The sequence below is a fragment of the Kribbella sp. NPDC056345 genome, from assembly GCF_042262745.1.
In the GTDB taxonomy this organism is placed as follows: Bacteria; Actinomycetota; Actinomycetes; order Propionibacteriales; family Kribbellaceae; genus Kribbella.
Window position 1 is genome coordinate 601,340 of the sequence record NZ_JBHJQQ010000001.1, and the last position, 25,128, is coordinate 626,467.

The window sequence follows — 25,128 nt, forward strand, 5'->3', positions numbered from 1 at the left end:
ACCGTGCTCAGCGCAACTTCTCCTGCACCCGCAACGCGACCTGCTTGTCGACGACCAGCTCGCCTTCGGTGACGAACCAGTTGTCGGGAACGCTGTGCGCCAGGTCGATCCCCGAGGCACCATCGACGTACTTGCCCACGGTGTAGCCACGCTTCTCGAGCAGCGCACGCACCTCGCCGACGGACAGCCCGGCGTACTGCACCCCGGCCAGGGGCTCACCCGGGTCACTCAGGTTGCCGGCCTGCTCGGCCTGCTCGCCCGGCCGCATCGGCCGCCCGATCGCCAGCTCACCGGCGCCGGTGTAGTCCCGCGGCACCTTGATCTCGATCGCGCACGGCGCCGGTCCGCCGAGCGTGCAGCCTTCCGGATCCTCGCCGACCTTGAACTGATCGTTGCCCTCGTCCCCCATCTCCCCCGCCCACAGGAGCTTGCCCGCACTCGAGGGGGTGGCCGCCAGCAGCTGGATCTTGAAGTTCAGCCCGTGCTCCTTCAGCTCCTTGGTGAACCGCGCGGAGTCGGCCTCCAGGTCGATGATCCGGATCGAGCGGTAGCGGCCCTCGTCGCTGAACGCCAGCGCGGGTCCGGCCGCGACCGTCCGTGAGTCGCCGGTCCGCTCCAGCACGGTGAGCGCGATCCCGCCGAGCAGCGCGACCGTGACCAGCGCCGGAACAAGCCGCCGGACGACGAGACTCCGCCGCCGGCGCTTCGGCTTCAGTGGCCTTTCCTGAGGAGTCGTCTGTACCTTCGAGAGCACATCGAGCCAGGCGAGGTCCTTGGTCCGGGTCAGCTCGCGGGCCTCGTCGTCGGTCACTGGGTTGAGTTCCCGCAGCTTGTCGATCGCCGTCATACCGCACCTCCTTTGAGCAACTTCTCGAACCGGCGTTTGGCCCGGTGCACGCGGATCCGGACCGCGTTCCGTGAGCAGCCGAGTACCACCGCCACCTGGTCGGCGTCGAGCCCCTCCCAGGCGATCAGCGCCAGCACCTCCCGGTCCCGCTCCGGTAGCTCCCGCCAGGCCGCTGCCGTGATCGCCGCGCCCTCCGGATCGGTCTGCGTCCCCGTCAACGGGGCCACCCGCAACCGCTCCACCAGCGCGACCCGGGTCTTCTCCCGGCGCCGATGATTGGCCAGCACCCGTCGCGCCACGGCGTACAGCCACGGCAGCGCCGCGTCCTCCGGTACGTCGCCGAGCCGCCGCCAGGCCGTCAGGAACGTCTCGGCCACGACGTCGTCGACGTCCCCCGCGTTCCCGGTCCGCCGCAAGACGTACCCGAGCACCCGCTCATGATGCGCCGTGAACAAGTCCTCGAACCGAGCCAGCTGCACACTGTCCGGCGGATCATGCACGACGGTCCCGCCCCTGTCCTGAGCTAAGAAGGTCATACCCGGCCTATGTCGCCAGGTACCCCTCGATTTCACCCCCTCATGGGGTCAATTTCAGCTGGCGGGGCCTGACCGGGTCACAGGGAGCGCCAGCCGGTGACGTGGTGCCAGTGGTTGCCGGTGGCAAGGTGGTCGGCGATTGCGCGTTCCAGGCGGGTACGGCGGGGTAGGTCGGCGCCGGGCGGGAGGTCGAAGACGAAGGTGATGACGTCGTCGTCGGCTTGGGAGACGACTGTCTCGGGGGTGAAGCGGCGCTGGAAGCGGAGGATGTTGGAGTCCTCCGGGAGGTAGTCGGCCAGCTGGGGGTCGAGGAGCCAGGACGTGCAGAAGGCTCGCTTGTACTCCTCGGCCGGGAAGTGTCGAGCGAAGAACGGGCGGGCCGCGGCCAGCGACGTGTCACAGGCCTCAGGCTTCAGCGGTCCATCGCCGGGGATGTGGATGTCGAGGATCGGTTCGCCGTGGCGAGCGGTCCGGTCGAACTGGAGTCGGCCGAGGCGGTAGAGGCTGCCGTGGAAGTGCCGGGCGAACCAGTACGGCCGGACGATCTCGCCACCGCGGACCCTGGAACCGAGCTGACGCATCGTCGCATGCGACACCTCCCGAGGCACGCCGCGCGCGGCATGCCAGGCGAGCACCTCCGGCAGGATCGTCAGGTAGGCGTACAGCGGCAGCGTGCCACTACCGGCCGGCCAATCGGTCCGGCTGTCGAGTGTGCCGAGATCGCGTCGCAGCTCCGCGACCGCCGCCGCGAGCTGATGCTCGTCCGGCGGCGACGCGAGGACTGCGGCCTGTTCCGCTGCCGGAATCCCGACCCACTCCATCAGCTCACGCATTCACCACGACCTTCACATACCCACCGCCCACCGGCATGACCTGGGCCGGCTGGTTGTTCACCGTCACGGTCCGGACGCCGGGTGCGTAGATCCGCAGGGTGGCCGGTGCCGGCGCCACGGCCGACCGCCGTACGTCGATCCGCACGATCTCCCCGGCGTATTCGATCGACGCGTTGTCCAGCTTCCGCGACGCCTCGACAAGGATCCGGCCGTCGACCGCGACCGTCGACCGCTGCAGCATGTCGACACTCTGCACCGACCGGGTGCGCTTGATCAACGCGAAACCCTCGTCGTACAGCAGGTCGTCCCGCCCACCCGCGGCCAGGTCGACCCGCACATGCCCGTCCGCGATCCGCTGCACGGCCCCGACAGTCGGCGAGGTTTCCAGGAGGGTCGTGTACCGCGTCGCCGTCACACCCTCACGCCGAGCCAGTACGAACGGGATCGCCGTACCGGTCGATGCCGTCCCCGGCCCAGTCTCGTGCAGCACGGTCGTTGCCTCGGGCTCCAACGCGGTCAGCTTCAGACCGCTCGACCAGGTACCGGTCCACCGACCGTCCGCAGCCTTGCCTTCGGCAACGTTCTTCAGCAGGTGGTAGCCGAAGTTCTTGTTGTCCGGATCAAGCACACAACAGGGCGCCGGTGTCATCGGAACGGTCCCGATCGTCAGCGAACCAGCACCGTGCCACGACTGATCGAACCGATGCGGTTTGGTGCCCTTGGCATCGAACACATCCAGCGCGTAGTCGTCGGTCAGCAGAACTGCGCGTTCCAGCTCGACATCGCTCAACGCCGGGACGCTGGCGTAGGCACCCTTCACCTCCGCGTCCGCGACCTGCAGCCGCGGCGTCGTGCCGAAGTACTTCAGAGTGCCGCGCAGATTCCGATCCTGGCTCGTCCCGTCCACCACGACCGTGTTGTGCGAGACCGTCTCCCGGTACCAGTTCTCGGTCAGATCCGCATTGGAAGCGCCGTACACCTGACCGAGGTCGGTCGACTGCAGCCCGCTGGCCCCGACCACATCCAGATGCAGTTTGTCGGCGTGCCCGTGCGTGCCGCCCGCGATCCCGTAGTCGAGCCGCAAGTAGTTCGCCTGGAAGGCGTCGATCGCATGGTCGAAGCTCAGCACCGCTCGGAAGGGCGCTGAGGTTCGCACCTTGACCGTCTGCGTCGGTACCTCGGCCTGCACCCGGAACTTCCCCGCCTTTGTCCCCAGTACGGCGCCGTCCTTGTCCAGGAAAGTCAGCTCCACTGGGCCGGCCCCACTCAGCGTCACCGATCCGACGTTGCCACCCCGCACCGGAACCTCACGCTGACCGTCGACCAGCAGCTGGTTCGTCCACAGATCCACCTGGTCGAACCACAGCGTCCCAGTCCCCCGCTCACTACCAAGACTGAGCCGCACCGCCCGAGTCGCCGGCGGCACGTCCGCGTCGACGTCGTACGACGCCCAGTCCGCATCCCGCCGCAACGCCACACTCTTCGTCGACAACACCTTCCCGCTGCCATCCAGGAAACTCGCCGTCAACCGACCTGCCGTCACCGAAGACGTCTTGGCCAGGGCTGACAACCGGATGGTCGGAGTCCGCCGCCCATCGAGCGGCACATCCTGCCGCAGCCCACGCCAGCCGGACAGATCGGCCGCCACCCGAGCGGCACGCTTCCCGTCCATCACGACATCCGTCACCCACGACGCTCCGTCCAACTTCCAGTACGCCGGTACGCCGTTCGCACCCGTGGCCTCGTCCTCCAGCCCCGGGTTCGGGGCCAGGTTGCGTCCGTTGTGCGACTGCAGGACGGCTTCACCGAGACTGCCGAAGTTCGTGCTCCCGACTCGCAATCCGGAACTCGGTGGAATGGCGTCGGCGCCGTACCGCAGTGCCCATCGATCTGTCCGCGCCACCTTCGCATTCGTGTACGCGTAGTCGAGCGCGGCCGCGAACCGCGGATCGCCGTACTGGCCGTAAGCGAACTCGGCGAACTGCGTGAAGCTGACCCCGAACCGCCGTCCCCAGTTGCCACCGTCGCCGGCCGCCGGAACCGTCAGATCCGGATACAGGTAAGGCAGCAAAGCCGTGTACATCTGCTTGAACCGCGGATCGCCCAGATAGTCGTGTTCCCCACGAGCTGCAATCGCCAGACTCGTCAACGCCTGCAGGGCATAGACGTGGTAGCTGGCCGAACCCTCCCACCACCAGCCGTCGTTCATCCGCGCCTTGTTCAGCAGGAACTCCAGCCCGTCCTCGGAGTCGTGCAGCGCATACTCCTTGTACGCCGAATCGTTGAGCGCAGCACCGATCGAATAGATCCCCGCGTCGTTCCAGGCTTGGAAGTTCGAGGTGGATGTAGGCCAGGAGATCATCAGATCGGCCAGCGGCCGGAGCAGGTTCTGCTCGATGTCCACCCGCTCGGCCGGTGTCAACGAATCATGGATCAGGTCGTACGCATCGACCAGCGCGATCGACGACACCGCTTCGTCCAGCACCTGGTAATGCACCCGTCCATAGAGCCCGTTCAACGGCACCGAGACGAACTGGTCGGCGTAGTACTGCAGGAGATCCCGCGCCTTCACCGCATACCGCGGATCCGCAGTCAGTTGATACGCGAGCCCCAGATCCGCAGCCCCTTGCGCGGCGTTGTAGTGCCAGGTCTCGATCCAAGCACTGTCATACGGCTCACCGGTGTACACCTTCCCGTCGATCGGACAGGTATGTTGCGTCGGCTTGTCGTAGTCGAACCGCAGACTCGTGTTCGTCCCCGGACACTTGTAGTTGCCGGTCCACGCGTTGTGGAACATCGTCTTGTCGAGGGACCGCGGCAACCAGTTGTCCGCCTCGGTCTTCACCACCTTGGTAAAGGCATCCTTCGCCCATCCCTGATCGGCGACCTTCTGCCGCAACGCGTCCAACTCACCGGACGTGTTGAACACCTGCGGCCCCTCACCACGCGCGGCGGCAGTCGCGACTCGCGTCTCCAGCCACGCCGTCTGGGTCAGCTCCGGCGCACCAGCAGGAGTCGCAAGCAGCTTGACCTCGCGCGTCGTACCAGCTGCCTGCGCCGAAGGTGCAGCGACGAAGACCTTCACCTGGGCAGCTGCGCCGGGGGCCAACGTGATCGAGTCCGCGTCGAGCCGCGCGGTGTACGGCGCCAGACTCGACTGGTCGAGGCTGAGCCGGAAGGTGTCCGCGACCTCACGCCGGTTCGTGATCGTCGTGTAGTGCACAACTTCGGAGCCCGCGGCAACTGACTTGGTCACCGTGTCCGGCGATACCCAGCCGGATTCGGTGCTGACACTCACGTTGTCGATCCACGCCGTACCGGTCGCGTTGGTGACCGTCGGAATCACTTGGATCCGCTTGGTCTTGGCCGGTAACCGCATCGTCCCCGAGATCCGCGACCAGCCGCGGCTCCCGGTGATCACCCCGGCGATGATCGACGACCCCGTATAGGTGGTCTGGCCGTTCTCGACGTACGAGAAGCTCAGGCTGACCCGCAACCCGCCCGGTACGTCGGTGAAGTCCGACGACACCAGCTGCTCGGTCTTCACATCCGCCGCCACGGTGACCACCGGCCAGACGGCCTGATCGACCTGGGTCGTGACGAACCCACCGACCTTCTTCCCCGGCACACCCTTCAGCCGCATCGCCCCTTCGCTGAGGTCATAGACCTGACTCAGGTACGGCGTACACCAGCCGGCCGCCGGGCAGTTCGGATCGGTCGTCGTGGTGTCGAACCCGGGGTTCGGCGCCAGGTTGACCGGCGCACTCGCCGCCACCCGGAGGTCGTCGAATCGCACCGTCCCGACCGCACGATCGAGCGCCACGCTGACGAACGCCGAGACCGTCCCAGCCGGTACGGCGTAGGTGGCGGTCTGCAACGTCCAGTCCTGCGTCCCGTGCAGCCGAACGCCTTGCCAGGTCTTCACCCCCGCCGCAGTGACGAACGCGATGTAGAGCTTCGCCGCATTGTCCGCCGACGGACCTGGGACGACGCCGTCGAGTTTCACCTGTCCGGACACTGTCACCCGGGCAGTACGCCGACCGTCGAGTCCGAAAGATGCCGAGTTCGCGCCCTCCCAGGCAATCCCGGTGGCGGAGGTGACCTTGAGTGCCCGCTCGCCATGTTGCGCGGTGGAGTCCAGCGTCGCACCAGCCGACGTTGCCCATCCGTCAGGTGTCGCGACTCCGGCTTCGAACCCGGGGTTGACCAGGAGGTTGCCGGCAGCAACGGGCGAGGCAGAGGTGGCGGATAAGGCGGCAGTCGCGGGTTGCAGGAGTGCCGCGATCAGGGCGGCGGCTACCAGGTATGGCTTCAACTCTGAACCAACTCTCGGGTTGCCGCACCGCAGGAGGCGCGGATGACCAGCCGCGGACGCAGCTGGACCTGATGAATGGGGGCCGTCTCGCCTTGGGTGAGGCGACGCAGCAGCAGCTCGGCAGCGAGCGCTCCCACCTCGGCCTTCGGCGGTGAGACAGCAGTCAGCGGCACTTCCCCCAGGTCGGCCACTTCGTCGTCATAGGCAACGATCGCCAGGTCGCCGGGGACATCGAGCCCGAGCCGGCGTGCGTGCAGCACCAGGGCCGAGGCATCCCGGTCACCCAGGCAGAAGACCGCGCTGACCTCGTTGTCGGCGCAGGTTCTGGCGTACTCGGCAATCTCCTCACTGGACCAGATCTCCCGGCGCTGGTTGACCGCGGGAAGAACCGGCAGCCCGAACTCCGTGATCGCCGCGTCGAACCCGGCCTGCACGGCATCCGCCGTACCGGTCCGGAGACGACCGAGGTGACCGATCCGCCGGTGGCCGAGCTCGGTCAGGTGCCGGACCGCGGCGTACGCACCGCCTTGATGATTGGTGCAGACGTACGGCGTCGCGTCGTCCAGCGTGGGATGCGGCGGCCCGCGTTCGATCAGCACGTACGGGACCGGGAGCTCGGGCAGGTCCGCGAAGAACAGCCCGGGGTCGTCCATCAGATGCAGGTTCGGCACCAGCAGGAGCCCGTCGACACCGGCCTGCAGCAGCTGGCGGGTCTGCTCGGCCTCGACCTCGAGGTTGTACTCCGAACTCGACAGGATCACCCGCACCCCGGCCGCGCTCAGTACCCGCTCGATCCCTTCGATCACCTTTGGATAGAAGTACGACGTCGACGGCACCAGCACCCCGACGAACCGGCGCTGCAGCCGGAGGCCCGACGGCTGAGCCAGCACGTAGGTCCCGGATCCCTGCCGGCGCTGGACGATGTCGTCCTCGATCAGCAGGTCGACCGCCCGCCGGACGGTGTTGATCCCGACCCCGGCCGACCGGGCCAGCTCCGGCTCGGTCGGCAACCGGCCGCCGACCGTCCAGACCCCGGCCGCGATCTGCTCGCGCAACTGCTCGGCGAGCGCCCGGAACTTCATCCCGCGGGGAACCTCGGCCAACCCGTTCTCGCTCGTCATGGGTGACATCGTGAAAGCCGATTCATCCCTCGTCAAGGCTTGTATTGGGAATGAATCGCCATCTTTTGCGGCCAATCTTGCAACACACAGCCTCAAGGCCCAGAATTCATTCCTTCGATGGAAGGTCTTCGCGGGACAACTTAGACTTCTGCCGGTGAAGATTTCTCATGTGGTGTGGGACTGGAACGGCACCTTGCTGCACGACAACGAGATCGTGCTGGCCGCGGTGAACGAGGTGTTCGTCGGGTTCGGGGGTACGGCGATCACGTGGGCGGACTGGCAGGCGGCGTACACGCGGCCGATGCGCGTCTCGTACGAGACGGTCCTGAAGCGGCTGCTCGACGAGGAGGAGTGGGCGCAGGTCGACAAGCTCTACCACGACCGGTACGACGCGTTGCTCGCCGAAGCGTTGCTCGCCGACGGCACGCAGGACGTGCTGAAAGGGCTGGCCGAGTCCGGGCGGACGCAGTCGTTGCTGTCGATGTGGTTCCACGACCGGCTGACACCGACGATCGACGAGTTCGGGCTGACGTCGTACTTCACCCGGATCGACGGACTGGTCGCCGAGGTCGGCGGCGGTTCGAAGGCGGACAGCCTGCTCCGGCATCTGCAGGCACAGAACCTCGACCCGGCCGACGTCGTACTGATCGGTGACGTGGTCGACGACGCCGACGCGGCCCGGGCTGCCGGAGCCGGCAGCATCCTGGTCAGCACCGGCGCGATGAGCCGGGACGCCCTGGAGGCGACCGGCTGTCTGGTCACCGACTCCATCCAGGAAGCCGTCGCCCTGCTGCAGTAGACGCTTAGATCCTCAGGTCGCGGGCACCGGGCGAGTGACCCAGTGATCGGAGGAGAGCGTGAAAATCGGGTACTTCCTGTCCAGCGAGGAGTACACGCCCGCCCAGTTGATCGAGCAGGCGCGGATGGCCGAGGACGCCGGGTTCGACGGTTTGTGGATCAGCGACCACTTCCATCCGTGGAACGACGAGCAGGGCCAGAGTGCCTTCGTCTGGTCGGCGATCGGGGCGATCTCACAGGTGTGCGAGTTGCCGGTGACGACCGCGGTGACGTGTCCGACCGTGCGGATCCACCCGGCCGTGATCGCCCAGGCCGCGGCCACCAGCGCCGTCCTGCTGAACGGCCGGTTCCGGCTCGGGATCGGGTCCGGTGAGGCGTTGAACGAGCACGTGCTCGGGACGGTCTGGCCGACGGTCGACGTACGGCTGGAGATGCTCGAAGAAGCAGTCGAGGTGATGCGGCGGTTGTGGACGGAGGAGGGGTTCGTCTCCCATCACGGCAAGCACTACACCGTGGACACCGCCCGCATCTACACCCGGCCGGAGCAGCCGCTGCCGATCTACATGTCCGGCTTCGGCCCCGAGGCCACCGATGTCGCCGCCCGGATCGCGGACGGCTACATCAGCACCTCGCCGGATGCGGAGCTGGTCCATCGCTTCCGCACCAACGGCGGTGGCACCAAACCCGCGCAGGCCGGATTCAAGGTCAGCTACGCACCGACCGAGGCCGAGGGAATCGAGCAGGCACACCGGATCTGGGGCAACTCCGGCCTCCCCGGTGAGCTCGCCCAGGTGCTGCCGTCGCCGCGTCATTTCGAGCAGGCGAGCCAGCTCGTCACGAAGGAGTCCACTGCCAAGTCGGTGACCTGCGGCCCGAAGGCCGATGACCACGTCGACGCCTTCACGCCGTACGTCGAGGCCGGCTTCGACGAGATCTACGTGGCCAACATCGGCCCGCACTCCGTCGACATGATGAACCTCTACCGCACCGAAGTACTCCCCGAGCTCCGCCGTCGTCACCCCTAGGAGGAATCATGAGTACCAATCCCATCCCGGTGCCGCCCGTCGAACCCCTGCCCGATCTCACCGATCCCGCACCGGGCGACGGCAATCAGGATCCCGATATCGACCCCAGCCCGACTCCGGCTCCCGGGCCCGACGAGGACCCGAACGAGCAGCTCCCGCACTTCCCGGACTAACGGCCGGCCGAGCCGTCCGCATGGACGGCCAGTAGGTCGGTGATTGCGCGGTTGCACGGAGTCGGAATGCCGAGGTTGCGGCCCCGGTCGACGACATCGCCGCTGAGCCACGCGACCTCGAGCCGGTTGCCCCGGTTGAGGTCGTGGTGCATCGACGACGTCATCTCGGCCGGAGCCTGGTCGACGAAGGCCAGCCGGTCGTCGGCGAAGCCGGCCGGGATCGGCACCCCTTGGGCCCGGGCGACCTGAACGGCCTCGTCCATCACGTCCCGCAGGAACGCCCGCGACCGCGGGTTGCTGCGGACCTCGCCGACCGGCGTCCGGGTCGTGGTCGTCAGCCCGGACAGACCGACCAGGAAGACGAACTTCTCCCAGATGGTCCGCTCGATCTCATTGCTGACGGCAACATCGATACCAGCCTCGGCACAGGCCGCGCGGAACGCCTCAACGCGGTCCGACGCACTCCCGTCGTACTCACCGAAGGCCAGTCGCTGCAAGGTGCCGGTGTGCTTGATGACGCCGGGCTCGGCGATCGTCGCCGCGATGTAGGCGACCCCACCGACGACATGCTCGGGACCGATGATCCGACGCAGTACGTCGTCCTTCACCACCCCGTTCTGGAACGAGATCACCGCCGTCCGCTCGGCCAGCAGCGGCTTGATCAGCGCGGCCGATTCCTCGGTGTCCCACAACTTCACGCCGAACAGTACGACGTCCGCCGGCGCCAGCTCGGACGGATCATCCGTCACCTCGACCGTCGGCAGATGCAGGTCGCCGAGCTCGCTCTGCACGTGGAGCCCGTTCGCCTTGAGGGCCTCCAGCTGACGGCCCCTGGCCACGAAGGCAACCTCATGCCCTGCCGCTGCCAGCCGGCCTCCGAAGTACCCGCCGATTCCACCCGTTCCCATCACCGCAATACGCATGGGAGAAGCCTCGCACAGCCGCACTTCTGCGTGTTGTTGTGTCTACGGAGCGAGAATGCGCGCATTTGCGCTTGCCGGACCGGCCGGACAAGGGTTCGATAGGCGCTTGTGGAGAAAACTCACCAGCATGACGGGGTTTCGTACCGGACGTTGATCTGGCTGGCCGTGGCCGCGTTCTCGACCGGGATCGACGGTTACGTGCTGGCAGGTCTGCTCCCGGCCATTGCCGACGACCTGCGGGTCAGTGAGGCAGCGGCCGGTCAGCTGATGACGGTCTTCGCGCTGACGTCGGCGATCGCGGCCCCCATCCTCGGTACGGCGACCAGTCGGTGGGAGCGCCGCCGTACCATCGCGTTGTCGCTGGCGGTCTTCGTCGTCGGCAACCTGATCGTTGCCGTCGCACCGAACTACGGGGCCGCGATCAGCGGTCGCGTGGTCGCCGCACTCGGTGGCTGTCTGCTGAACGCCGCGATCCTGGCCTATGTGATCGCGCAGACCCCGATCCGGCACCGCGGCAAGGCGCTGTCGTTCGTCCTCGGTGGCTGGATGACCGCGACCGCGCTCGGCGTACCGGTCGGTCTCGTGATCGGACAATCCAACTGGCGCTTCCCGATGGTCCTGGTCGCGATCGTCGGCACGATCGCCCTGGCCGGAATCATGCTCCGCCTGCCTGAACTGCATCTCCCGGCCGGCACCCTGGCCGACCGGCTCCGGCCACTCCGCCAGCCCCGGCTGCTGGCCGGCCTGCTCGTCACGGTCGGCATCCTGTGCAGCAGCTACACCTGCTTCACCTACGCGACGCTGATCTTCGGACCGACCTTCCGAGCCGACTGGATGATCATCCTGATCATGTTCGGCTACGGCTTGTTCAGCATGCTCGGGAACTTCGTGACCGGCCGCCTCACCGACCGCTTCACGCCGATCCGCGTACTGACCGTCGTTCTGGCCGGCCTACTGCTGAACTCGATCATCGGCGACGTCGCCCTCGCCTTCGCACCGTTCACGCTGGCGGCCGTCATGGGGTTGGTCTGGTTCTTCCTGGCCGGCGTCGGCAACGGCGGTGCCGCTGTCCCCCAGCAGGCCCGGCTGGGCGTGCTGGCCGGAGACTCGGCGGCCATCGTGATGGCCCTCAACGGCAGCGCCATCTCCCTCGGCGCTGCCCTGGGCGGCGGCCTAGGCGGAATCACCCTCGCCACCGGCGCAGCTCCCCACACCCTCCTCACCGTCGCCGCCGTGGTCCTCGCCCTGACCCTCGCCCTCCACCTCATCATCGCCCGCAAAGACTCCCGGCTAACCGCTCTGGGCTAACGTCCGAATGATCGGAGGGTGTGGTCTCCGGATCTTCGGACGTTGTGGGGTTAGGCGCGGTGATCGGCGGCGAGAGCGGCCGCCACGGTGAGGGTGGCCTCGTCCAAGGTGGCGGGTTTCAGTACGGCGGTTTGGGCGTAGGCGGCGCGTAGGAGCGGCTCGACGGAGTTGGCTCGGCCGGGGGCTTCGGTCGCGACCGAGCCGACAGAAGCTGGGTCGAAGGGGAGGTCGAGCTGGCGGTAGATATCGGTGAGAAGCGGGCGTAGCCGGTCGTCATCGCCTAACACGATCAGGGCGCTGAACAACCAGCCGTCGCGGACAACGCGTTGCCCGGTCCCGATCAGCTTCACGACTCCCCGCGCGTTGACGCTGTGCGCACCAGGGCAGTACTCCCCCGGTACGGCGCCCACTCGCGCATCGATCCCGAGATCGCGGAGCACACCGGCGTACAGGTCGCCGTAGTGTGCGAACCGGGACTCCATGCCGTCCGGAGCAAGCCGTTCGTGTCGCACGTGGTCCACCACGAGAGCCTCGGTCGTGTACGCGACCGGTCGACCACCCACCGCTCGGACCAACGGTTCGAAACCAGCGTCCCGAGCCGTCCGTACGGCGGCAGCGAAGCCCGGCAACCGGGTATCACGGCGACCGAACACCACCACGGGATCAGCCGGCCGATAGATCCGGAGCGCCTCATCCACAAAGCCGTCCGAGGCCCGCCGTACCAGCGCATGCGCGACCGCGAGCTCTAACGCTTCTTCACCTTGTTGCAGAGGACCCGAGTACACATGCACCTCGGAATGGTGCCATGGGCAGCTAATGTGCTCGCATGGAGGAGGCCGGCCCGGAGGTCCAGGCACGTGTTCGCGCGAGCTTCGACAAGCAGGGCCTGATGGAGCATCTCGGTGCCCGGCTGACGCGTATTTCTCCGGGGTGTGTGCACATCGAGTTGCCGAGCCGCCCCGAGGTCACCCAGCAGCACGGCTACTTCCATGCCGGTGCGACCAGTGCGATCGCTGACAGCGCAGGTGGCTATGCCGGCTTCACTCTGTTCGGTCCGGACAGCTCGGTCCTGACCGTCGAGTACAAGATCAACCTGCTTGCGCCGGCCGAAGGCGACTACCTCGAGGCGGTCGGAACTGTGCTGAAAGCTGGTCGTACGTTGACGGTTTGTCAGCTCGAGGTCTTCGCGGTGGAAGGTGATCGTCGCACGTTGGTGGCCACCGGGCAACAGACACTGATCCAGATCGAGGCCCGCGCGGAGCGTTGATTACGGTCGGGGCCGTTGTGGATTCTCTCGGGGTCCGGCCCGCATTGTCTCGGGGTTCGGAAAGGTCTGAAAGAAGTTGACCGTGCGTACATCTTGACGGGGCCGGTCAGCATCTGATTACTGTTAGTGAGTAACCACGGGGTCGGACAGCAGGCGACTGGGGCGCCGAAGTCCGTATGCCACCCGTAGTCGATCAACCCGTCCCTTCCGACAGCCGAACCACGCTGCGTCCCGGCCTTGTCATGCCTGGACAGCCCGCAGTGCGGCGTTGACACCTGCGCACACCACACCAGCGTGGTGCTGCCACATGCCCGCAGTCGATTCGAACGGTGGTGTGTTTGATATGACCCTCACGGAACCCGATGTGAGCGCTAACGGTCAGCCGCAACTCAGCCTCGGTACGGCGGCCGCCCGCAACCTGGCCACGACCACCAAGTCCGAGCCGCAGATGCAGGGCATCACCTCCCGGTGGCTGCTCAAACTGCTGCCGTGGGTGGAGGCCAAGGGTGGCGCCTACCGGGTGAACCGCCGGCTGAGCTACGCGGTCGGTGACGGCCGGGTCACCTTCACCACGACGGGATCCGAGGTCCGGGTGATCCCGCAGGAGCTCTGCGAACTGGGCATGTTGCGCAGCTTCGACGACGTCGAGGTGCTGACTGCGCTCGCGGACCGCTTCGAGCAGCGGGAGTTCCAGCCCGGCGACGTGATCGTCGAACGCGGCCAGCCGGCCGACCAGGTCTGCCTGATCGCCCACGGCAAGCTGAGCAAGATCGGTGTCGGCAAGTACGGCGACGAGGCCGTCCTCGAGACGCTGATCGACGGCGATCACTTCGCCTACAAGGCGATCCTGGAGTCCGACGACCTCTGGGAGTTCACCGTCAAGGCCCTCACGCCGGGCACGTTGCTGACCTTGTCACAGCAGTCCTTCGAGGAGCTGATCGGCCAGTCCGACAGTCTCCGCGCTCATATCGAGAGCTTCCGCAACAGCCCCGAGGCCGCCAAGAACGAGTTCGGCGAAGCCGCCATCGAGCTCTCGGCCGGCCACGCCGGTGAGTCCGAGCTGCCCGGCACGTACGTCGACTACGAGACGACCCCGCGGGAGTACGAGCTGAGCGTCGCGCAGACCGTGCTGCGGGTGCACAGCCGGGTCGCGGATCTCTACAACCACCCGATGGACCAGACCGAGCAGCAGTTGCGGCTCACCATCGAGGCGCTGCGCGAGCGGCAGGAACACGAGATGGTCAACAACCGCGAGTTCGGCCTGCTGCACAACGCCGATCTGAGTATGCGGATCCCGACCCGCACCGGCCCCCCGACGCCGGGAGACATGGACGAGCTGCTCAGCCTGGTTTGGAAGGACCCGGCGTTCTTCATCGCGCACCCGCGCTCGATCGCCGCCTTCGGCCGCGAATGCACCAAGGCCGGCATCTACCCCGACTCCATCGATGTCGGCGGACACCGGCTGCCCGCGTGGCGCGGCGTACCGATCTTCCCGTGTAACAAGCTCGGGATCAGCGACACCCGGACCAGCTCGATCATGCTGATGCGGACCGGCGAGGACAGCCAGGGTGTGGTCGGCCTGCACCAGACCGGTCTGCCGGACGAGTACGAACCCGGCCTGTCGGTGCGGTTCATGAACATCAGCGAGAAGGCGATCATCAACTACCTGGTCAGCGCCTACTACTCGGCCGCCGTCCTGGTTCCCGACGCCCTAGGTGTCCTGGAGAACGTGGAGATCGGTCGCGAGGGCTGACCCATGGCAACGCAGCCCTACGAGCTGCCCGACTTCTATGTGCCTTATCCCGCCAGGATCAATCCGCATCTGGAGGGAGCCCGGGCGCACAGCAAGTCCTGGGCCTACGAGTTCGACATGATCGACGTACCGCAGGAAGGTCATCACGTCTGGGACGAGCACGACTTCGACTCCCACGACTATGCCCTGCTGTGTGCGTACACCCACCCCGACGCGACCGGACCGCAGCTCGACCTGGTCACCGACTGGTACGTCTGGGTCTTCTACTTCGACGACCACTTTCTCGAGCTGTACAAGAAGACCCGGGACATTCCGGCTGCCAAGGCGTATCTCGATCGGCTGTTGTTGTTCATGCCGGCCGAAGGAGAGATCACCGAGACACCGACCAACCCGGTGGAACGCGGTCTCGTCGATCTGTGGAACCGCACGATCCCGTCGATGTCGGCGGACTGGCGGCGGCGGTTCCGGCTGACCACAGAGGCTCTACTCGCCGAGTCCCTGTGGGAGCTGTCGAATATCAGCGCCGGCCGGATCGCCAACCCGATCGAGTACATCGAGATGCGTCGCAAGGTGGGTGGCGCGCCCTGGTCGGCGAACCTGGTCGAGTACGTCACCTCCGAGGTCCCCGAGGCGATCTCGGAGACGCGGCCGATGCACGTCCTGAGCGACACGTTCTCGGACGCGATCCACATGCGCAACGACCTCTTCTCCTACCAGCGCGAGGTCGAGGTCGAGGGTGAGGTCAACAACGCGGTGCTGGTGATGGAGACCTTCTTCGGTTGCCCGACGCAACGGGCCGCGAACCTGGTCAACGACATCCTCACCTCGCGGTTGCACCAGTTCGAGAACACGGCCGTGGTCGAGGTCCCCCAACTTCTCGCCGAGAACGGGATCGATCCGCAGGGGCAGCTCGACGTACTGAACTATGTGAAAGGCCTGCAGGACTGGCAGTCCGGTGGGCACGAGTGGCATCTGCGATCGAGCCGCTATATGAACAAGGGCGGAAAGGCTGCCCTGAGCAACGGCCTGGGCAGCAACTTCGGTACGTCGGCCATGCGGATCGCCTCGTCGTTGATCGGCACCGCGCCGTACCGGATGCGCAGTCACAGCTTCACGCCGTACCAGCCGGTGGGGCCGACGACCTTGCCGGACATCTACATGCCGTTCAAGGCCAAGAGCAGCCCCCACTTGGACAGCGCGCGGTTCGCGGTCCTGGAATGGGGTGCCCAGACGGGTATCACCGACGGGACGGTCTGGGACGCCCGGATGCTCGAGGCCTTCGATCTGCCACTCTGTGCCTCCGGCATCTTCCCGGATGCTTCGGCCGACGAGCTCAACCTGGCCAGTCAATGGCTGGCCTGGGGTACGTACGCCGACGACTACTACCCGCAGGTCTTCGGTCTGCGGCGCGATCTGGCCGCCGCCAAGGCGACCACCGTACGGTTGTCGGCCCTGATGCCGCTCGACCTGGTGGGTCCACCTCCGGTGGGTCCGTTGGAGGTGTCGCTGGCCGATCTGTGGCAGCGCACGGCTGAGCCGATGTCGATGGAGGACCGCCGCACCTTCCGGCAGACGGTCGACACGATGACCGAGAGCTGGCTGTGGGAGCTGGCCAACCAGGCGCAGAACCGGATCCCCGATCCGGTCGACTACGTCGAGATGCGGCGCCGGACGTTCGGCTCGGATCTGACCATGAGTCTGTGCCGGATCGGGCACGGACGGCAGGTTCCGCCGGAGGTCTACCGGTCGCGTCCCGTGCAGGCGATGGAGAACGCCGCCGCCGACTACGCCTGCCTGCTGAACGATCTCTTCTCGTACCACAAGGAGACCCAGTACGACGGCGACTTCCACAACGCAGTGGCAGTCGTGCAGAACTTCCTGGCCTGCACCAAGGACGAGGCCGTTGCCGTCGTCAACGACTTGATGACGGCCCGGATGCAGCAGTTCGAAGCCGTCACCGAGAACGACCTACCGACCATGATCAGCGACTTCGGCCTCTCCGACGACGTCGGGCACGCCGTCCTCGGGTACGCCGAAGAACTCCGCAACTGGATGTCCGGAATCCTCGTCTGGCACGAAGGTTGTCATCGCTACAAGGCCTCCGATCTGCCACATCGCACCGCCCAACCTCACCGAATCGGTATCCCCACAGGACTAGGCACCTCAGCCTTCCGACTCGCCAGAAAGGCCGGTGCAGCATGACCGTCGACCATACGGAACAACCCCAGCTCAGCCTCGGTACGGCGGCCGCTCGCAAGCTGGCGACCACGACCAAAACCGTCCCGCAGATGCAGGGCATCACCCCGCGCTGGCTGTTGCAACAGCTGCCGTGGGTGGAGACCAAGGGCGCGACCTTCCGGGTGAACCGGCGGACCACCTTCGCGGTCGGCGACGGCCGGCTCAGCTTCTCGGTGACCGGATCGGACGTCCGGGTGATCCCGGCCGAGCTCACCGAGCTGCCGCCGCTGCGCGGGTTCGAGGACGAAGAGGTGCTGAACGCACTGGCCGAGCGGTTCCACCGCGAGGACGTGCAACCCGGTCAGGTGATCGTCGAGTTCGGCAGCCGGGTGGACGACGTCGTACTGATTGCCCATGGCAAGGTTTCGAAGACCGGAGTCGGCGAGTACGGCGCCGGCACCGACCTCGGTACCGTTGCCGACGGCGACCATCTCGGTGCGCAACTGCTGACCGAGCCCCCGGAACACCTCTGGGAGTACACAGCCAAGGCTCTGACCAGCTGTGTCGTCCTGCGGCTCAGTCGCCAGGACTTCACCGAGCTGGTCGATCGATCGGAGTCGTTGCGGACCCAGCTCGACGACTACCGGCAGCGCCCGCGGCACGCTCAGAACAAGAACGGCGAGGCGGAGATCGAGGTTGCTTCCGGTCACGCCGGCGAGGACGTGCTGCCTGGCACGTACGTCGACTACGACCCGGCACCGCGGGAGTACGAGCTCAGCGTCGCGCAGACGATCCTGCGCGTGCAGACCAGGGTCGCGGATCTCTACAACGACCCGATGGACCAGACCGAGCAACAGCTGCGGCTGACCGTCCAGGCACTCCGCGAACGGCAGGAGTGGGAGATGATCAACAACCGCGAGTTCGGCCTGCTGCACAACGCGGACTACAACCAGTGCATCTACACCCGCACCGGTCCCCCGACCCCGGACGACTTCGACGAACTGCTCACCCGGCGGCGCAAACCACGGCTGCTGCTCGCGCATCCGAAGGCGATCGCCGCGTTCGGCCGGGAGTGCACCAAGCGGCGCATCTACCCCGAGACCACGGTGGTCAACGGCAAGACCGTGCACGCCTGGCGCGGCGTACCGCTGCTGCCGTCGAACAAGATCCCGATCTCCGACACCAACACCACCTCGGTGCTGGTCCTGCGCACCGGCGCCGACGACGAGGGTGTCATCGGTCTGCACCAGACCGGCCTGCCGGACGAGTACGAACCCGGCCTGAACGTGCGGTTCCTCGGCATCAGCGACAAGGCAGTCATCTCGTATCTGGTCAGCACCTACTACTCGGTGGCTGTTCTCGTCCCGGACGCGCTGGGCGTTCTGGAAAACGTCGAGCTCGGTGGATGAGAGGTATGAGATGTCAACACTCCAAGAGACGACCAGCCAGGGTGACCGTTCGGCGGCCGAGGTGCTCGCCTGGAGCCGTGAGGTCGTCGACCCCGCGCTCCGTGCCGCGGTAGCCACCCTGCCACCGGCCACCCGCCGGATCGCCGACTACCACTTCGGGTGGGCCGACGAGGACGGCCGGCCCGCCCACGCCGACAGCGGCAAAGCGATCCGTCCGGCCCTCGTCCTGCTCACCGCCCAAGCAGTCGGCGGTACGACGGAATCCGCGCTCCCGGCCGCGGTTGCGGTCGAGCTGGTGCACAACTTCTCCTTGCTGCACGACGATGTGATGGACTGCGACACCTCGCGACGGCACCGCGCGACTGCGTGGACCGTGTTCGGGCTCGGGCCGGCCATCCTGGCCGGTGACGCGCTGCTCGGCCTGGCGTTCGACGTACTGGTCGGCAGCGGCCACCCGGCGCGCGGTGAGGCCGCGAGGATCCTCGGCGCCGCGGTTCAGGAGCTGGTCGACGGGCAGTTGGCCGATGCCGACTTCGAGACCCGGGACGACGTCGTACCGGCGGAGTGCGTGCGGATGGCGCAGCTCAAGACCGGCGCATTGCTCGGGTGCTGCACAGCACTCGGTGCGCTACTCGGCGGCGGACGGCCGGACCAGGTCGACCACCTCAGGCTGTACGGCGAGGATCTCGGGCTCGCGTATCAGTACGTCGACGATCTGCTCGGTATCTGGGGGACGCCATCAGTCACCGGCAAGCCCGTGTACTCGGATCTGACCAGGCGGAAGAAGTCGTTGCCGGTGGTCACCGCGCTCGCCTCCGGTACGCCGGCCGCCCGGGAGCTCGCCGCGTTGTACGCGAGATCCGACGAGTTGTCGCATGAGGACCTGACGACTGCGGCTGCGCTGGTCGAGACCGCGGGGGGCCGCGCGACCAGTCAGGCCCAGGCCGATGCCTTGCTGACCGCAGCTCTGGGCTCGTTGATCACCGCCGGTGCACTCGCACCCGCGTCCGCCGACCTGGAGAGGCTGGCTCGGCTCGCCACACGTCGCGATCACTGAAGGGGGGATCCGATGACGACACGAAGAACCATCCTGCTCGCCTCACCCCGGTCGTTCTGCGCCGGGGTGGAGCGGGCGGTCGACATCGTCGAACGACTGCTCGCGGCCCGCTCGGGGCCCATCTATGTCCGCAAGCAGATCGTCCACAACACCAGGGTCGTCGACGACCTTCGCATGAGGGGGGCGATCTTCGTCGACGAACTCGACGAGGTGCCGGAGGGTGCCACTGTCGTCTTCTCCGCCCACGGGGTTGCGCCGGTCGTCCACCGGGACGCCGCGCAGCGCGGACTCGACGTCGTCGACGCCACCTGTCCACTCGTCACCAAGGTGCACGTCGAAGCCCGCCGGTACGCCGCCCGCGGGGACACCGTGGTCCTGATCGGGCACGCCGGTCACGAGGAGGTGGAGGGCACGCTCGGGGAAGCGCCTGAGCAGACCGTGCTGGTGGAAACCCTCGCGGATGTCGAGGCCCTGGAGGTCGACGATCCGGACCGGGTCTCCTACCTGACCCAGACCACGCTGGCCGTGGACGAGACCACCGCCCTGATTGATGCCCTGCGCAACAAGTTCCCCGGCGCCCGGGGTCCGGACACGGCCGACATCTGTTACGCCACCACCAACCGGCAGTCCGCGCTGAGCGTCATCGCCGAGCAGGCCGATCTCGTGCTCGTGGTCGGGTCTGCCAACTCGTCGAACTCGGTGCGCCTGGTCGAGTTGGCCGAGCGGAACGGCACGACGGCGTACCTGGTGGACCGGGCGGACGACGTACCGGTGTCGTGGTTCGACGGCGTGCAGGTGGTCGGGCTGACGGCGGGGGCCTCGGCACCGCCGGAGCTGGTGAACGAGGTGATCGAGCGGATCGCGTCCTGGGGTCCGGTCGAGGTGATCGAGCACGAAGTGACCCGGGAGACCGTCCGGTTCACGTTACCCCCGGCAGTGAGGCAAGCATGAGTCTGTTCGTGAGCGGTGTGCTGTGGGTCGGCGGCATCATGATCGTCACCGGCGCCCTGGCCGTCGTGCTGCGCAAGGCCCGGCAGCGCGAGGGCCGGGAGGCCAACAACGAGGTCGCCGGACAGGTCTTCACCATCGTCGGTGGAGTCAACGTGGTGATCGCGGCGTTCGTCCTGATCTCGTTGTTCGACGGTATGGACACCGCGTCCGAGACGACGTACAACGAGGCGAACGCGCTGGTCGCGGTGAGCTGGTCCGGGAACACGCTGGCCGAGCCCACGCGTTCCAAGGTCGAGGAGCTGACCAAGGAGTACGCGACCGAGGTCGCCGAGCGCGAGTGGCCGGCGATGCGGGAGGGTCGCGACGTCGGCGCCCAGGGCTGGACGCTGCTGTCCGAGCTGCAACGCACGCTGGAGCAGGCGAAGACGACCACCCAGCGGCAGGAGGAGAGCCGGGTCCAGGCGGCCGGTCAGGTCTGGAACGTGTACCAGGCGCGGCAGGAACGGCTGAACTCCAGTGGCAGCGGCGTCAGTGCCGTGGTCTGGTTCGCGATCATGATCGGCAGCCTGATGTCGGTCGCGCTGATGTTCATGTTCGGCGGCCCGGGGCTGTACTCGTACGCGTTCATCGTGTCGATGCTGGCCGGCGCGATCGGGTTGCTGCTGTTCGCGATCTACCAGCTGCAGAACCCGTTCAGCGGTGGTGCGGACATCGGCCCGGAAGCGTTCCTGTCCGCACTCTCCCGCTTGGGCGACAGTGGGTGAGGCCCGTCGAGCACTCGCCTGCTCAGCGGTGGTCGCGCTCACCGCGGCCGGTGTTGTTCTGGTCGCCACACCCTCCGAGGCGGCGACCCCCGAGTGCTCGATCCTCGACTTCCGGTCCACCCGGCTCACGTCGATGTCCCGCCTGGTCCGGGTCGACCTGCCCGGCGGGACCTCGACCGATCTCGGCCGGCTCGACTATCAGATCCAGGCAGCTGGGTACTCGACCAGACAGGAGCTTGTCTACGGCGTCGCGACCAGGGACAACCACGGCTGGCTGCTCCACCGGCCGCGGTTGCTGAAGATCAGCAGCCGGGGAACGGTCACCGATCTGGGTGAGGTACGGCGAGGTATCGGGGGCCTCGCCGATCCGGTCGGGGGCGCGGTCTCCGGGACGAAGTTCTACGTGCGGGATGTACATCGGCTCTTCACGATCGACATCGATCCGGGGAGTCCGACGTACCGGAAGGTGGTGAGTGATGTGCGATTGAAACCTGTGAGCCTGGGGCTGTCGATGGACGACTTCGGGGCGTCGCCGGTGAGCGGCAAGCTGTACGGCATCTCGACGGCCGGGGGCACCGCGAAGCTGGTGAGCCTGGACCCGGCGAGTGGCTCGGTGCGGACCGTCGCGTCGGTGCCAGGGATCCCTCGGTATCACTCGTACAGCTCGGTGGTGGTGGGGGCGTCGGGGGTGTACGCCGTTCACACCGGGCACGGGCGGCCGAGCCGGGCGTTCCGGATCGGTTTCGACGGGTCGTCGCGGGAGATCGCGTCCTGGCAGCCGGTGGCGTTCAGCGAGGCCGCGGGCTGTCTGCCGCGCGTCGCGCCGCCGCCGACTACACCGACGCCGACACCTCGTCCGCCGACACCTCGGCCGACCCCTCGGCCGACGCTGACGCCCACGCCGCCGGCACCGCGGCCCACCCCTACGCGTGAGGCTACGAGACCCGCCGACCCGGTGCCGCCGCGACCGACCCCAACGCCTGCTCGCACACCTACGCCGACGCCGACCTTTGATCCGCAGGTGGTTGCGCCACCACCGAGCCCGACGCCGACTCCGACCCCAACGCCGACACCGCGCCCGCCGATTCCGGCGGACGAGAAGGAGTTCGTCGCGGCTCAACAGGCAGCAGCCCGGCCGCCGGAGGCAGACCGCACAGTTCAGGTACTGCGGCGCTGGTCGCTGGCGACCATGATCCTGATCATGTTCGGCGGGGCGTCCTTGGCGGCCGTGCGCAGAATGCGGCGCTCGTGAACGCGCCCTGCGTCGAAGCCCGGCGCGAGCACGAACTCGGCGTACTGCACGATGCCTTGAGCAACGACTCCGGACTCATCCTGGTGGTCGGCGAATCCGGAGTAGGCAAGACGCATCTGCTGCGCCAGGTGGCCTCCCGGCATTCGGTGCCGTGGTTCATCACCCAATGCCTGGCCGGTACGTCGTCACTCGCTGCACTGCTCGAGGTTCTCGGTGTCGACCCGGCGGAACCCGATCGGCGCGGTGCCGTCCTGCGCGGACTGGCGCAGCTCGGTCCGATCGTGATCGCGGTGGAGGACCTGCAGTGGGCCGACCCGGAGACCTTACGGCTGGTGCGGTTCGTCGCCGCCCGAATACCGAAGGGTGTGCACCTGGTCGTGACGTGCCGGCCGGAGGCCATCGAGGCGGGCTTCCTCGCCGAACGGCTGACCGAGATCCGGCTCGGTCCGCTCGACGCCGACGAGGTTCAGGCGGTGGCTGCTCATCAGCTGGGTGGGCACCAACTGTCACCGACCTTGGCCGAAGAACTCACCCGACATAGTGGCGGACTTCCCTTTGCCGTGCTGGAGTTTCTGCGCACCATCAAACCTGGTTCCTCGGTGGAGAACGAGGTGCGACGGGCCCTCGTCGAGACGGCCCCGCCGGTGGCGTTGCGGGCGTCGTTGGGAATCCGGATGCGCGAAGTACCGGAGTCATGTCGACATGTCGTTCGGGCTGCTGCGGTGTTGACGACTGCTGCTCCGGAGCACCTGCTCGGCACCGTGGCCGGGTTGACCGGTCCGACCTTGACGGCCGCGATCGACCACGCGCTGACGACCGGACTGCTGCACGAGCGGCGCCCCGGACTCTACGACCACCGGCACACGCTGGCTCGGCGTGCCGTGCTGGCGATGCTGCCGCCGGACGAGTTGCGGCGGCTGCATCGGCAGGCAGCCAGGGCGTTGATGGGGATCACGCCACCACCGCACGCACGGATCGCCGAGCATGCCCGGAGGGGTGGCCTGCTCGGCACTTGGCTGACCCACGCCGAGCTGGCCGCCGACCATTCAGTGGCCAGCGGCAACCTCATGGCCGGGGCCGACCAGCTCACCGCGATGCTGGAGGTGACCGCCTTACCGTGGACGGATCGGGCCCGGCTGGCCACGAAACTCGGGCGGACGGCGCTGGCCGACAACGCGCGGTGGGGCGACGTCATCGCCGTACTGAGTGAGGTGCTGGCCGAGTCCGAGGTTGCCGGGGTGACGCGGGGCCGGCTGCGGTTGATGCTCGGGCTGTTGCTGCACGACCGGGCCGGTGACATCCGGTCGGGTCGGCGGGAGCTGTGTGCGGCGGTGCCGGAGCTGGATGGTGATCCCGGGTCGATCGCTTGGGCGCTGTCGGTGCTGGCGGTTCCGACCCATGGTGGTGAGCCGATCGCCCAGCAGCGGGTCTGGTTGCGCCAGGCCCGATCGCTCGTGCAGGAGACGGTCGACGGGGTGACCCGGTACGCCGTACGGACGAACGAGGCTCGTTTCCGCCTTGCCACGGGTGAGTTGGATCCGGCACCTGGTGCCGAGGCGGCCGCGGCGCGTGCCTGGCTCGGTCAGCGGCAGACGTTTGCGAATGTGAACACGGATCGGTACTCGCGGGCGGTGGTCGCGGCCGCACAGGTGCGGGTCGCGTTCGCGGCGGCCGATTGGGCGACTCTCGAGGAACGGTTGACGCGAGCAAGGGCTGCCGCCGCTGGTCTGCCACTGGTGCTGGCGGAGCTGGACCTGATCGACGGACGGCATCGGCTGGCTCGGGGCAATGTTGCTGAGGGCAAGGAGATGCTCGAGACCGTGATCGCCCGGACCTCGCTCGGACCGTGGCCACTGCATGCTGCGGCCGTTGCCGCGTGCCCCGATGCGGGTTTCGAGCAGTGCCTGGACATCGTTCGGCGGAAGGGGTTGTGGGCGGTCTCCGGGGACCTGGTGATTCAGGTCTGTACGACGCTGATGCGGGCGGATCGGGTCGAGGAGGCGACGCGCTTGGCCGACGAGTTCGCCGAGTCGGTCGGGGATGTGAACGCTCCCGCGGCTGCTGCAGCGGCCGCGCTGGTCGATGCCGTCGTACGGCCGTCAGTTGCTGCCTTCGGTCAGGCAGCGGCGCAGTACGGCGCTCTGGGCTGGCGATACTACGAGTGTCTGGCGCGTGAGCAGCTCGGGCACTACCTGCTGAGCCAAGGGGACGCCGAGCACCTGACTACGACGTCTCGCAAATACGACGCTCTGGGCGCGCGCGGTGACGGTGAGCGGTGCCGGGATGCCTTGCGGGCGGCGGGTTTCGCGGCTCCACGGAAGCGGGGGCGGCGCGGCTACAACAACAAGCTGTCCCCGCGGGAGCTCGAGGTGGCCCGCCTGGCCGCGCAGGGCCTCACCAACCGTGAGATCGCCGTCCAGCTCGAGCTCTCGGTCAGCACCATCGAGGACCACATCACGAGCACCTTCCGCAAGCTCGGGGTGGCCCGCCGCAGCAGCCTGGGACCGTTGCTCTGAGCCCCCATGTCCGGACATATCAGGGCCGGAGGGTGTTAGATCTGCGGAAACGGGTAATGGCGGGGGCGCAAGGTCCACGAACCATCGACAGGAACGGGGAAA

20 protein-coding genes are annotated in these 25,128 nt (G+C 67.4%); 13 read left to right on the top strand and 7 right to left on the bottom strand.

The window, feature by feature from the left end:
* Positions 1–7: 7 nt before the first annotated feature.
* The 5 genes from ACFCV3_RS02745 to ACFCV3_RS02765 form a co-directional block, all read right to left on the bottom strand.
* Positions 8–847 (bottom strand): hypothetical protein, encoded by an 840-nt coding sequence (locus tag ACFCV3_RS02745; protein ID WP_376025484.1) that lies wholly within the window; start codon positions 845–847, stop codon positions 8–10.
* Positions 844–1,383, bottom strand: coding sequence for an RNA polymerase sigma factor (locus ACFCV3_RS02750; protein ID WP_376025486.1), 540 nt, complete (start codon positions 1,381–1,383; stop codon positions 844–846). The genes ACFCV3_RS02745 and ACFCV3_RS02750 overlap by 4 nt, the downstream gene beginning before the upstream one ends.
* A gap of 77 nt (positions 1,384–1,460) precedes the next feature.
* On the bottom strand, positions 1,461–2,216 hold the full coding sequence (locus ACFCV3_RS02755) for an acyltransferase domain-containing protein (protein ID WP_376025488.1): 756 nt from the start codon (positions 2,214–2,216) through the stop codon (positions 1,461–1,463).
* On the bottom strand, positions 2,209–6,531 hold the full coding sequence (locus ACFCV3_RS02760; RefSeq protein ID WP_376025490.1) for a heparinase II/III family protein: 4,323 nt from the start codon (positions 6,529–6,531) through the stop codon (positions 2,209–2,211). The genes ACFCV3_RS02755 and ACFCV3_RS02760 overlap by 8 nt, the downstream gene beginning before the upstream one ends.
* Positions 6,528–7,652, bottom strand: a complete 1,125-nt coding sequence (locus ACFCV3_RS02765) for a LacI family DNA-binding transcriptional regulator (protein WP_376025492.1) — start codon at positions 7,650–7,652, stop codon at positions 6,528–6,530. Before ACFCV3_RS02765 ends, ACFCV3_RS02760 begins: the two co-directional genes overlap by 4 nt.
* Before the next feature lie 154 nt (positions 7,653–7,806).
* Here ACFCV3_RS02765 and ACFCV3_RS02770 point away from each other — a divergent pair, with 154 nt between their 5' ends.
* The 3 genes from ACFCV3_RS02770 to ACFCV3_RS02780 are packed head-to-tail and all read left to right on the top strand — an operon-like array spanning position 7,807 to position 9,648.
* The gene (locus tag ACFCV3_RS02770) at positions 7,807–8,451 is read left to right on the top strand and encodes an HAD family hydrolase (protein ID WP_376025494.1); all 645 of its coding nucleotides are present in this window, start codon (positions 7,807–7,809) and stop codon (positions 8,449–8,451) included.
* Positions 8,452–8,509: 58 nt separating this feature from the next.
* A complete protein-coding gene (locus ACFCV3_RS02775; protein ID WP_376025495.1) occupies positions 8,510–9,475 on the top strand; it encodes a TIGR03557 family F420-dependent LLM class oxidoreductase in 966 nt (321 codons plus the stop codon).
* An 8-nt stretch (positions 9,476–9,483) separates the two neighbouring features.
* The gene (locus ACFCV3_RS02780; RefSeq protein ID WP_376025497.1) at positions 9,484–9,648 is read left to right on the top strand and encodes a hypothetical protein; all 165 of its coding nucleotides are present in this window, start codon (positions 9,484–9,486) and stop codon (positions 9,646–9,648) included.
* On the opposite strand, the gene ACFCV3_RS02785 is transcribed toward ACFCV3_RS02780, so the two are convergent.
* Positions 9,645–10,571: a ketopantoate reductase family protein gene (locus ACFCV3_RS02785; protein WP_376025499.1), complete on the bottom strand. Its 927-nt coding sequence runs from the start codon at positions 10,569–10,571 to the stop codon at positions 9,645–9,647. The two genes, ACFCV3_RS02780 and ACFCV3_RS02785, sit on opposite strands and share 4 nt — an antisense overlap.
* Positions 10,572–10,679: 108 nt before the next feature.
* On the opposite strand from ACFCV3_RS02785, the gene ACFCV3_RS02790 reads away from it, so the two are divergent.
* Complete coding sequence (locus ACFCV3_RS02790) at positions 10,680–11,879, top strand: MFS transporter (protein WP_376025500.1); 1,200 nt, start codon at positions 10,680–10,682, stop codon at positions 11,877–11,879.
* A 50-nt stretch (positions 11,880–11,929) separates the two neighbouring features.
* Here ACFCV3_RS02790 and ACFCV3_RS02795 read toward each other — a convergent pair whose 3' ends face one another.
* Positions 11,930–12,670: a biotin/lipoate A/B protein ligase family protein gene (locus tag ACFCV3_RS02795; RefSeq protein ID WP_376025501.1), complete on the bottom strand. Its 741-nt coding sequence runs from the start codon at positions 12,668–12,670 to the stop codon at positions 11,930–11,932.
* Between the two features lie 35 nt (positions 12,671–12,705).
* On the opposite strand from ACFCV3_RS02795, the gene ACFCV3_RS02800 reads away from it, so the two are divergent.
* From ACFCV3_RS02800 to ACFCV3_RS02840, 9 genes are all read left to right on the top strand, one after another.
* Positions 12,706–13,146 carry a PaaI family thioesterase gene (locus ACFCV3_RS02800; protein WP_376025503.1) on the top strand — a complete coding sequence of 147 codons (441 nt, stop codon included), beginning with the start codon at positions 12,706–12,708 and terminating at the stop codon, positions 13,144–13,146.
* A gap of 343 nt (positions 13,147–13,489) precedes the next feature.
* Entirely contained in the window at positions 13,490–14,899 is a 1,410-nt protein-coding gene (locus tag ACFCV3_RS02805; protein ID WP_376025505.1) for a family 2B encapsulin nanocompartment shell protein, read from the top strand.
* A 3-nt stretch (positions 14,900–14,902) separates the two neighbouring features.
* Positions 14,903–17,101 carry a germacradienol/geosmin synthase gene (locus tag ACFCV3_RS02810; protein ID WP_376025507.1) on the top strand — a complete coding sequence of 733 codons (2,199 nt, stop codon included), beginning with the start codon at positions 14,903–14,905 and terminating at the stop codon, positions 17,099–17,101.
* The gene (locus ACFCV3_RS02815; protein ID WP_376025509.1) at positions 17,098–18,486 is read left to right on the top strand and encodes a family 2B encapsulin nanocompartment shell protein; all 1,389 of its coding nucleotides are present in this window, start codon (positions 17,098–17,100) and stop codon (positions 18,484–18,486) included. Before ACFCV3_RS02810 ends, ACFCV3_RS02815 begins: the two co-directional genes overlap by 4 nt.
* A 10-nt stretch (positions 18,487–18,496) precedes the next feature.
* Complete coding sequence (locus ACFCV3_RS02820) at positions 18,497–19,543, top strand: family 2 encapsulin nanocompartment cargo protein polyprenyl transferase (protein WP_376025510.1); 1,047 nt, start codon at positions 18,497–18,499, stop codon at positions 19,541–19,543.
* 12 nt (positions 19,544–19,555) lie between these two features.
* Positions 19,556–20,494 carry a 4-hydroxy-3-methylbut-2-enyl diphosphate reductase gene (gene ispH, locus ACFCV3_RS02825; RefSeq protein WP_376025511.1) on the top strand — a complete coding sequence of 313 codons (939 nt, stop codon included), beginning with the start codon at positions 19,556–19,558 and terminating at the stop codon, positions 20,492–20,494.
* Positions 20,491–21,258: a hypothetical protein gene (locus tag ACFCV3_RS02830; protein WP_376025512.1), complete on the top strand. Its 768-nt coding sequence runs from the start codon at positions 20,491–20,493 to the stop codon at positions 21,256–21,258. Before ispH ends, ACFCV3_RS02830 begins: the two co-directional genes overlap by 4 nt.
* Positions 21,251–22,510, top strand: coding sequence for a DUF6923 family protein (locus ACFCV3_RS02835; protein WP_376025514.1), 1,260 nt, complete (start codon positions 21,251–21,253; stop codon positions 22,508–22,510). Before ACFCV3_RS02830 ends, ACFCV3_RS02835 begins: the two co-directional genes overlap by 8 nt.
* Positions 22,507–25,026: a LuxR C-terminal-related transcriptional regulator gene (locus tag ACFCV3_RS02840; RefSeq protein WP_376025516.1), complete on the top strand. Its 2,520-nt coding sequence runs from the start codon at positions 22,507–22,509 to the stop codon at positions 25,024–25,026. Before ACFCV3_RS02835 ends, ACFCV3_RS02840 begins: the two co-directional genes overlap by 4 nt.
* Positions 25,027–25,128: the final 102 nt, after the last annotated feature.

What these genes read in the sequence shown, in the direction of transcription:
- ACFCV3_RS02745 (WP_376025484.1), bottom strand. Translation starts at nt 847, where the DNA reads ATGACGGCGATCGACAAGCTGCGGGAACTCAACCCAGTGACCGACGAC.
- ispH (WP_376025511.1), top strand. Translation starts at nt 19,556, where the DNA reads ATGACGACACGAAGAACCATCCTGCTCGCCTCACCCCGGTCGTTCTGC.
- ACFCV3_RS02750 (WP_376025486.1), bottom strand. Translation starts at nt 1,383, where the DNA reads ATGACCTTCTTAGCTCAGGACAGGGGCGGGACCGTCGTGCATGATCCG.
- ACFCV3_RS02765 (WP_376025492.1), bottom strand. Translation starts at nt 7,652, where the DNA reads ATGACGAGCGAGAACGGGTTGGCCGAGGTTCCCCGCGGGATGAAGTTC.
- ACFCV3_RS02780 (WP_376025497.1), top strand. Translation starts at nt 9,484, where the DNA reads ATGAGTACCAATCCCATCCCGGTGCCGCCCGTCGAACCCCTGCCCGAT.
- ACFCV3_RS02810 (WP_376025507.1), top strand. Translation starts at nt 14,903, where the DNA reads ATGGCAACGCAGCCCTACGAGCTGCCCGACTTCTATGTGCCTTATCCC.
- ACFCV3_RS02800 (WP_376025503.1), top strand. Translation starts at nt 12,706, where the DNA reads ATGGAGGAGGCCGGCCCGGAGGTCCAGGCACGTGTTCGCGCGAGCTTC.
- ACFCV3_RS02815 (WP_376025509.1), top strand. Translation starts at nt 17,098, where the DNA reads ATGACCGTCGACCATACGGAACAACCCCAGCTCAGCCTCGGTACGGCG.
- ACFCV3_RS02830 (WP_376025512.1), top strand. Translation starts at nt 20,491, where the DNA reads ATGAGTCTGTTCGTGAGCGGTGTGCTGTGGGTCGGCGGCATCATGATC.
- ACFCV3_RS02755 (WP_376025488.1), bottom strand. Translation starts at nt 2,216, where the DNA reads ATGCGTGAGCTGATGGAGTGGGTCGGGATTCCGGCAGCGGAACAGGCC.
- ACFCV3_RS02805 (WP_376025505.1), top strand. Translation starts at nt 13,490, where the DNA reads ATGACCCTCACGGAACCCGATGTGAGCGCTAACGGTCAGCCGCAACTC.
- ACFCV3_RS02785 (WP_376025499.1), bottom strand. Translation starts at nt 10,571, where the DNA reads ATGCGTATTGCGGTGATGGGAACGGGTGGAATCGGCGGGTACTTCGGA.
- ACFCV3_RS02820 (WP_376025510.1), top strand. Translation starts at nt 18,497, where the DNA reads ATGTCAACACTCCAAGAGACGACCAGCCAGGGTGACCGTTCGGCGGCC.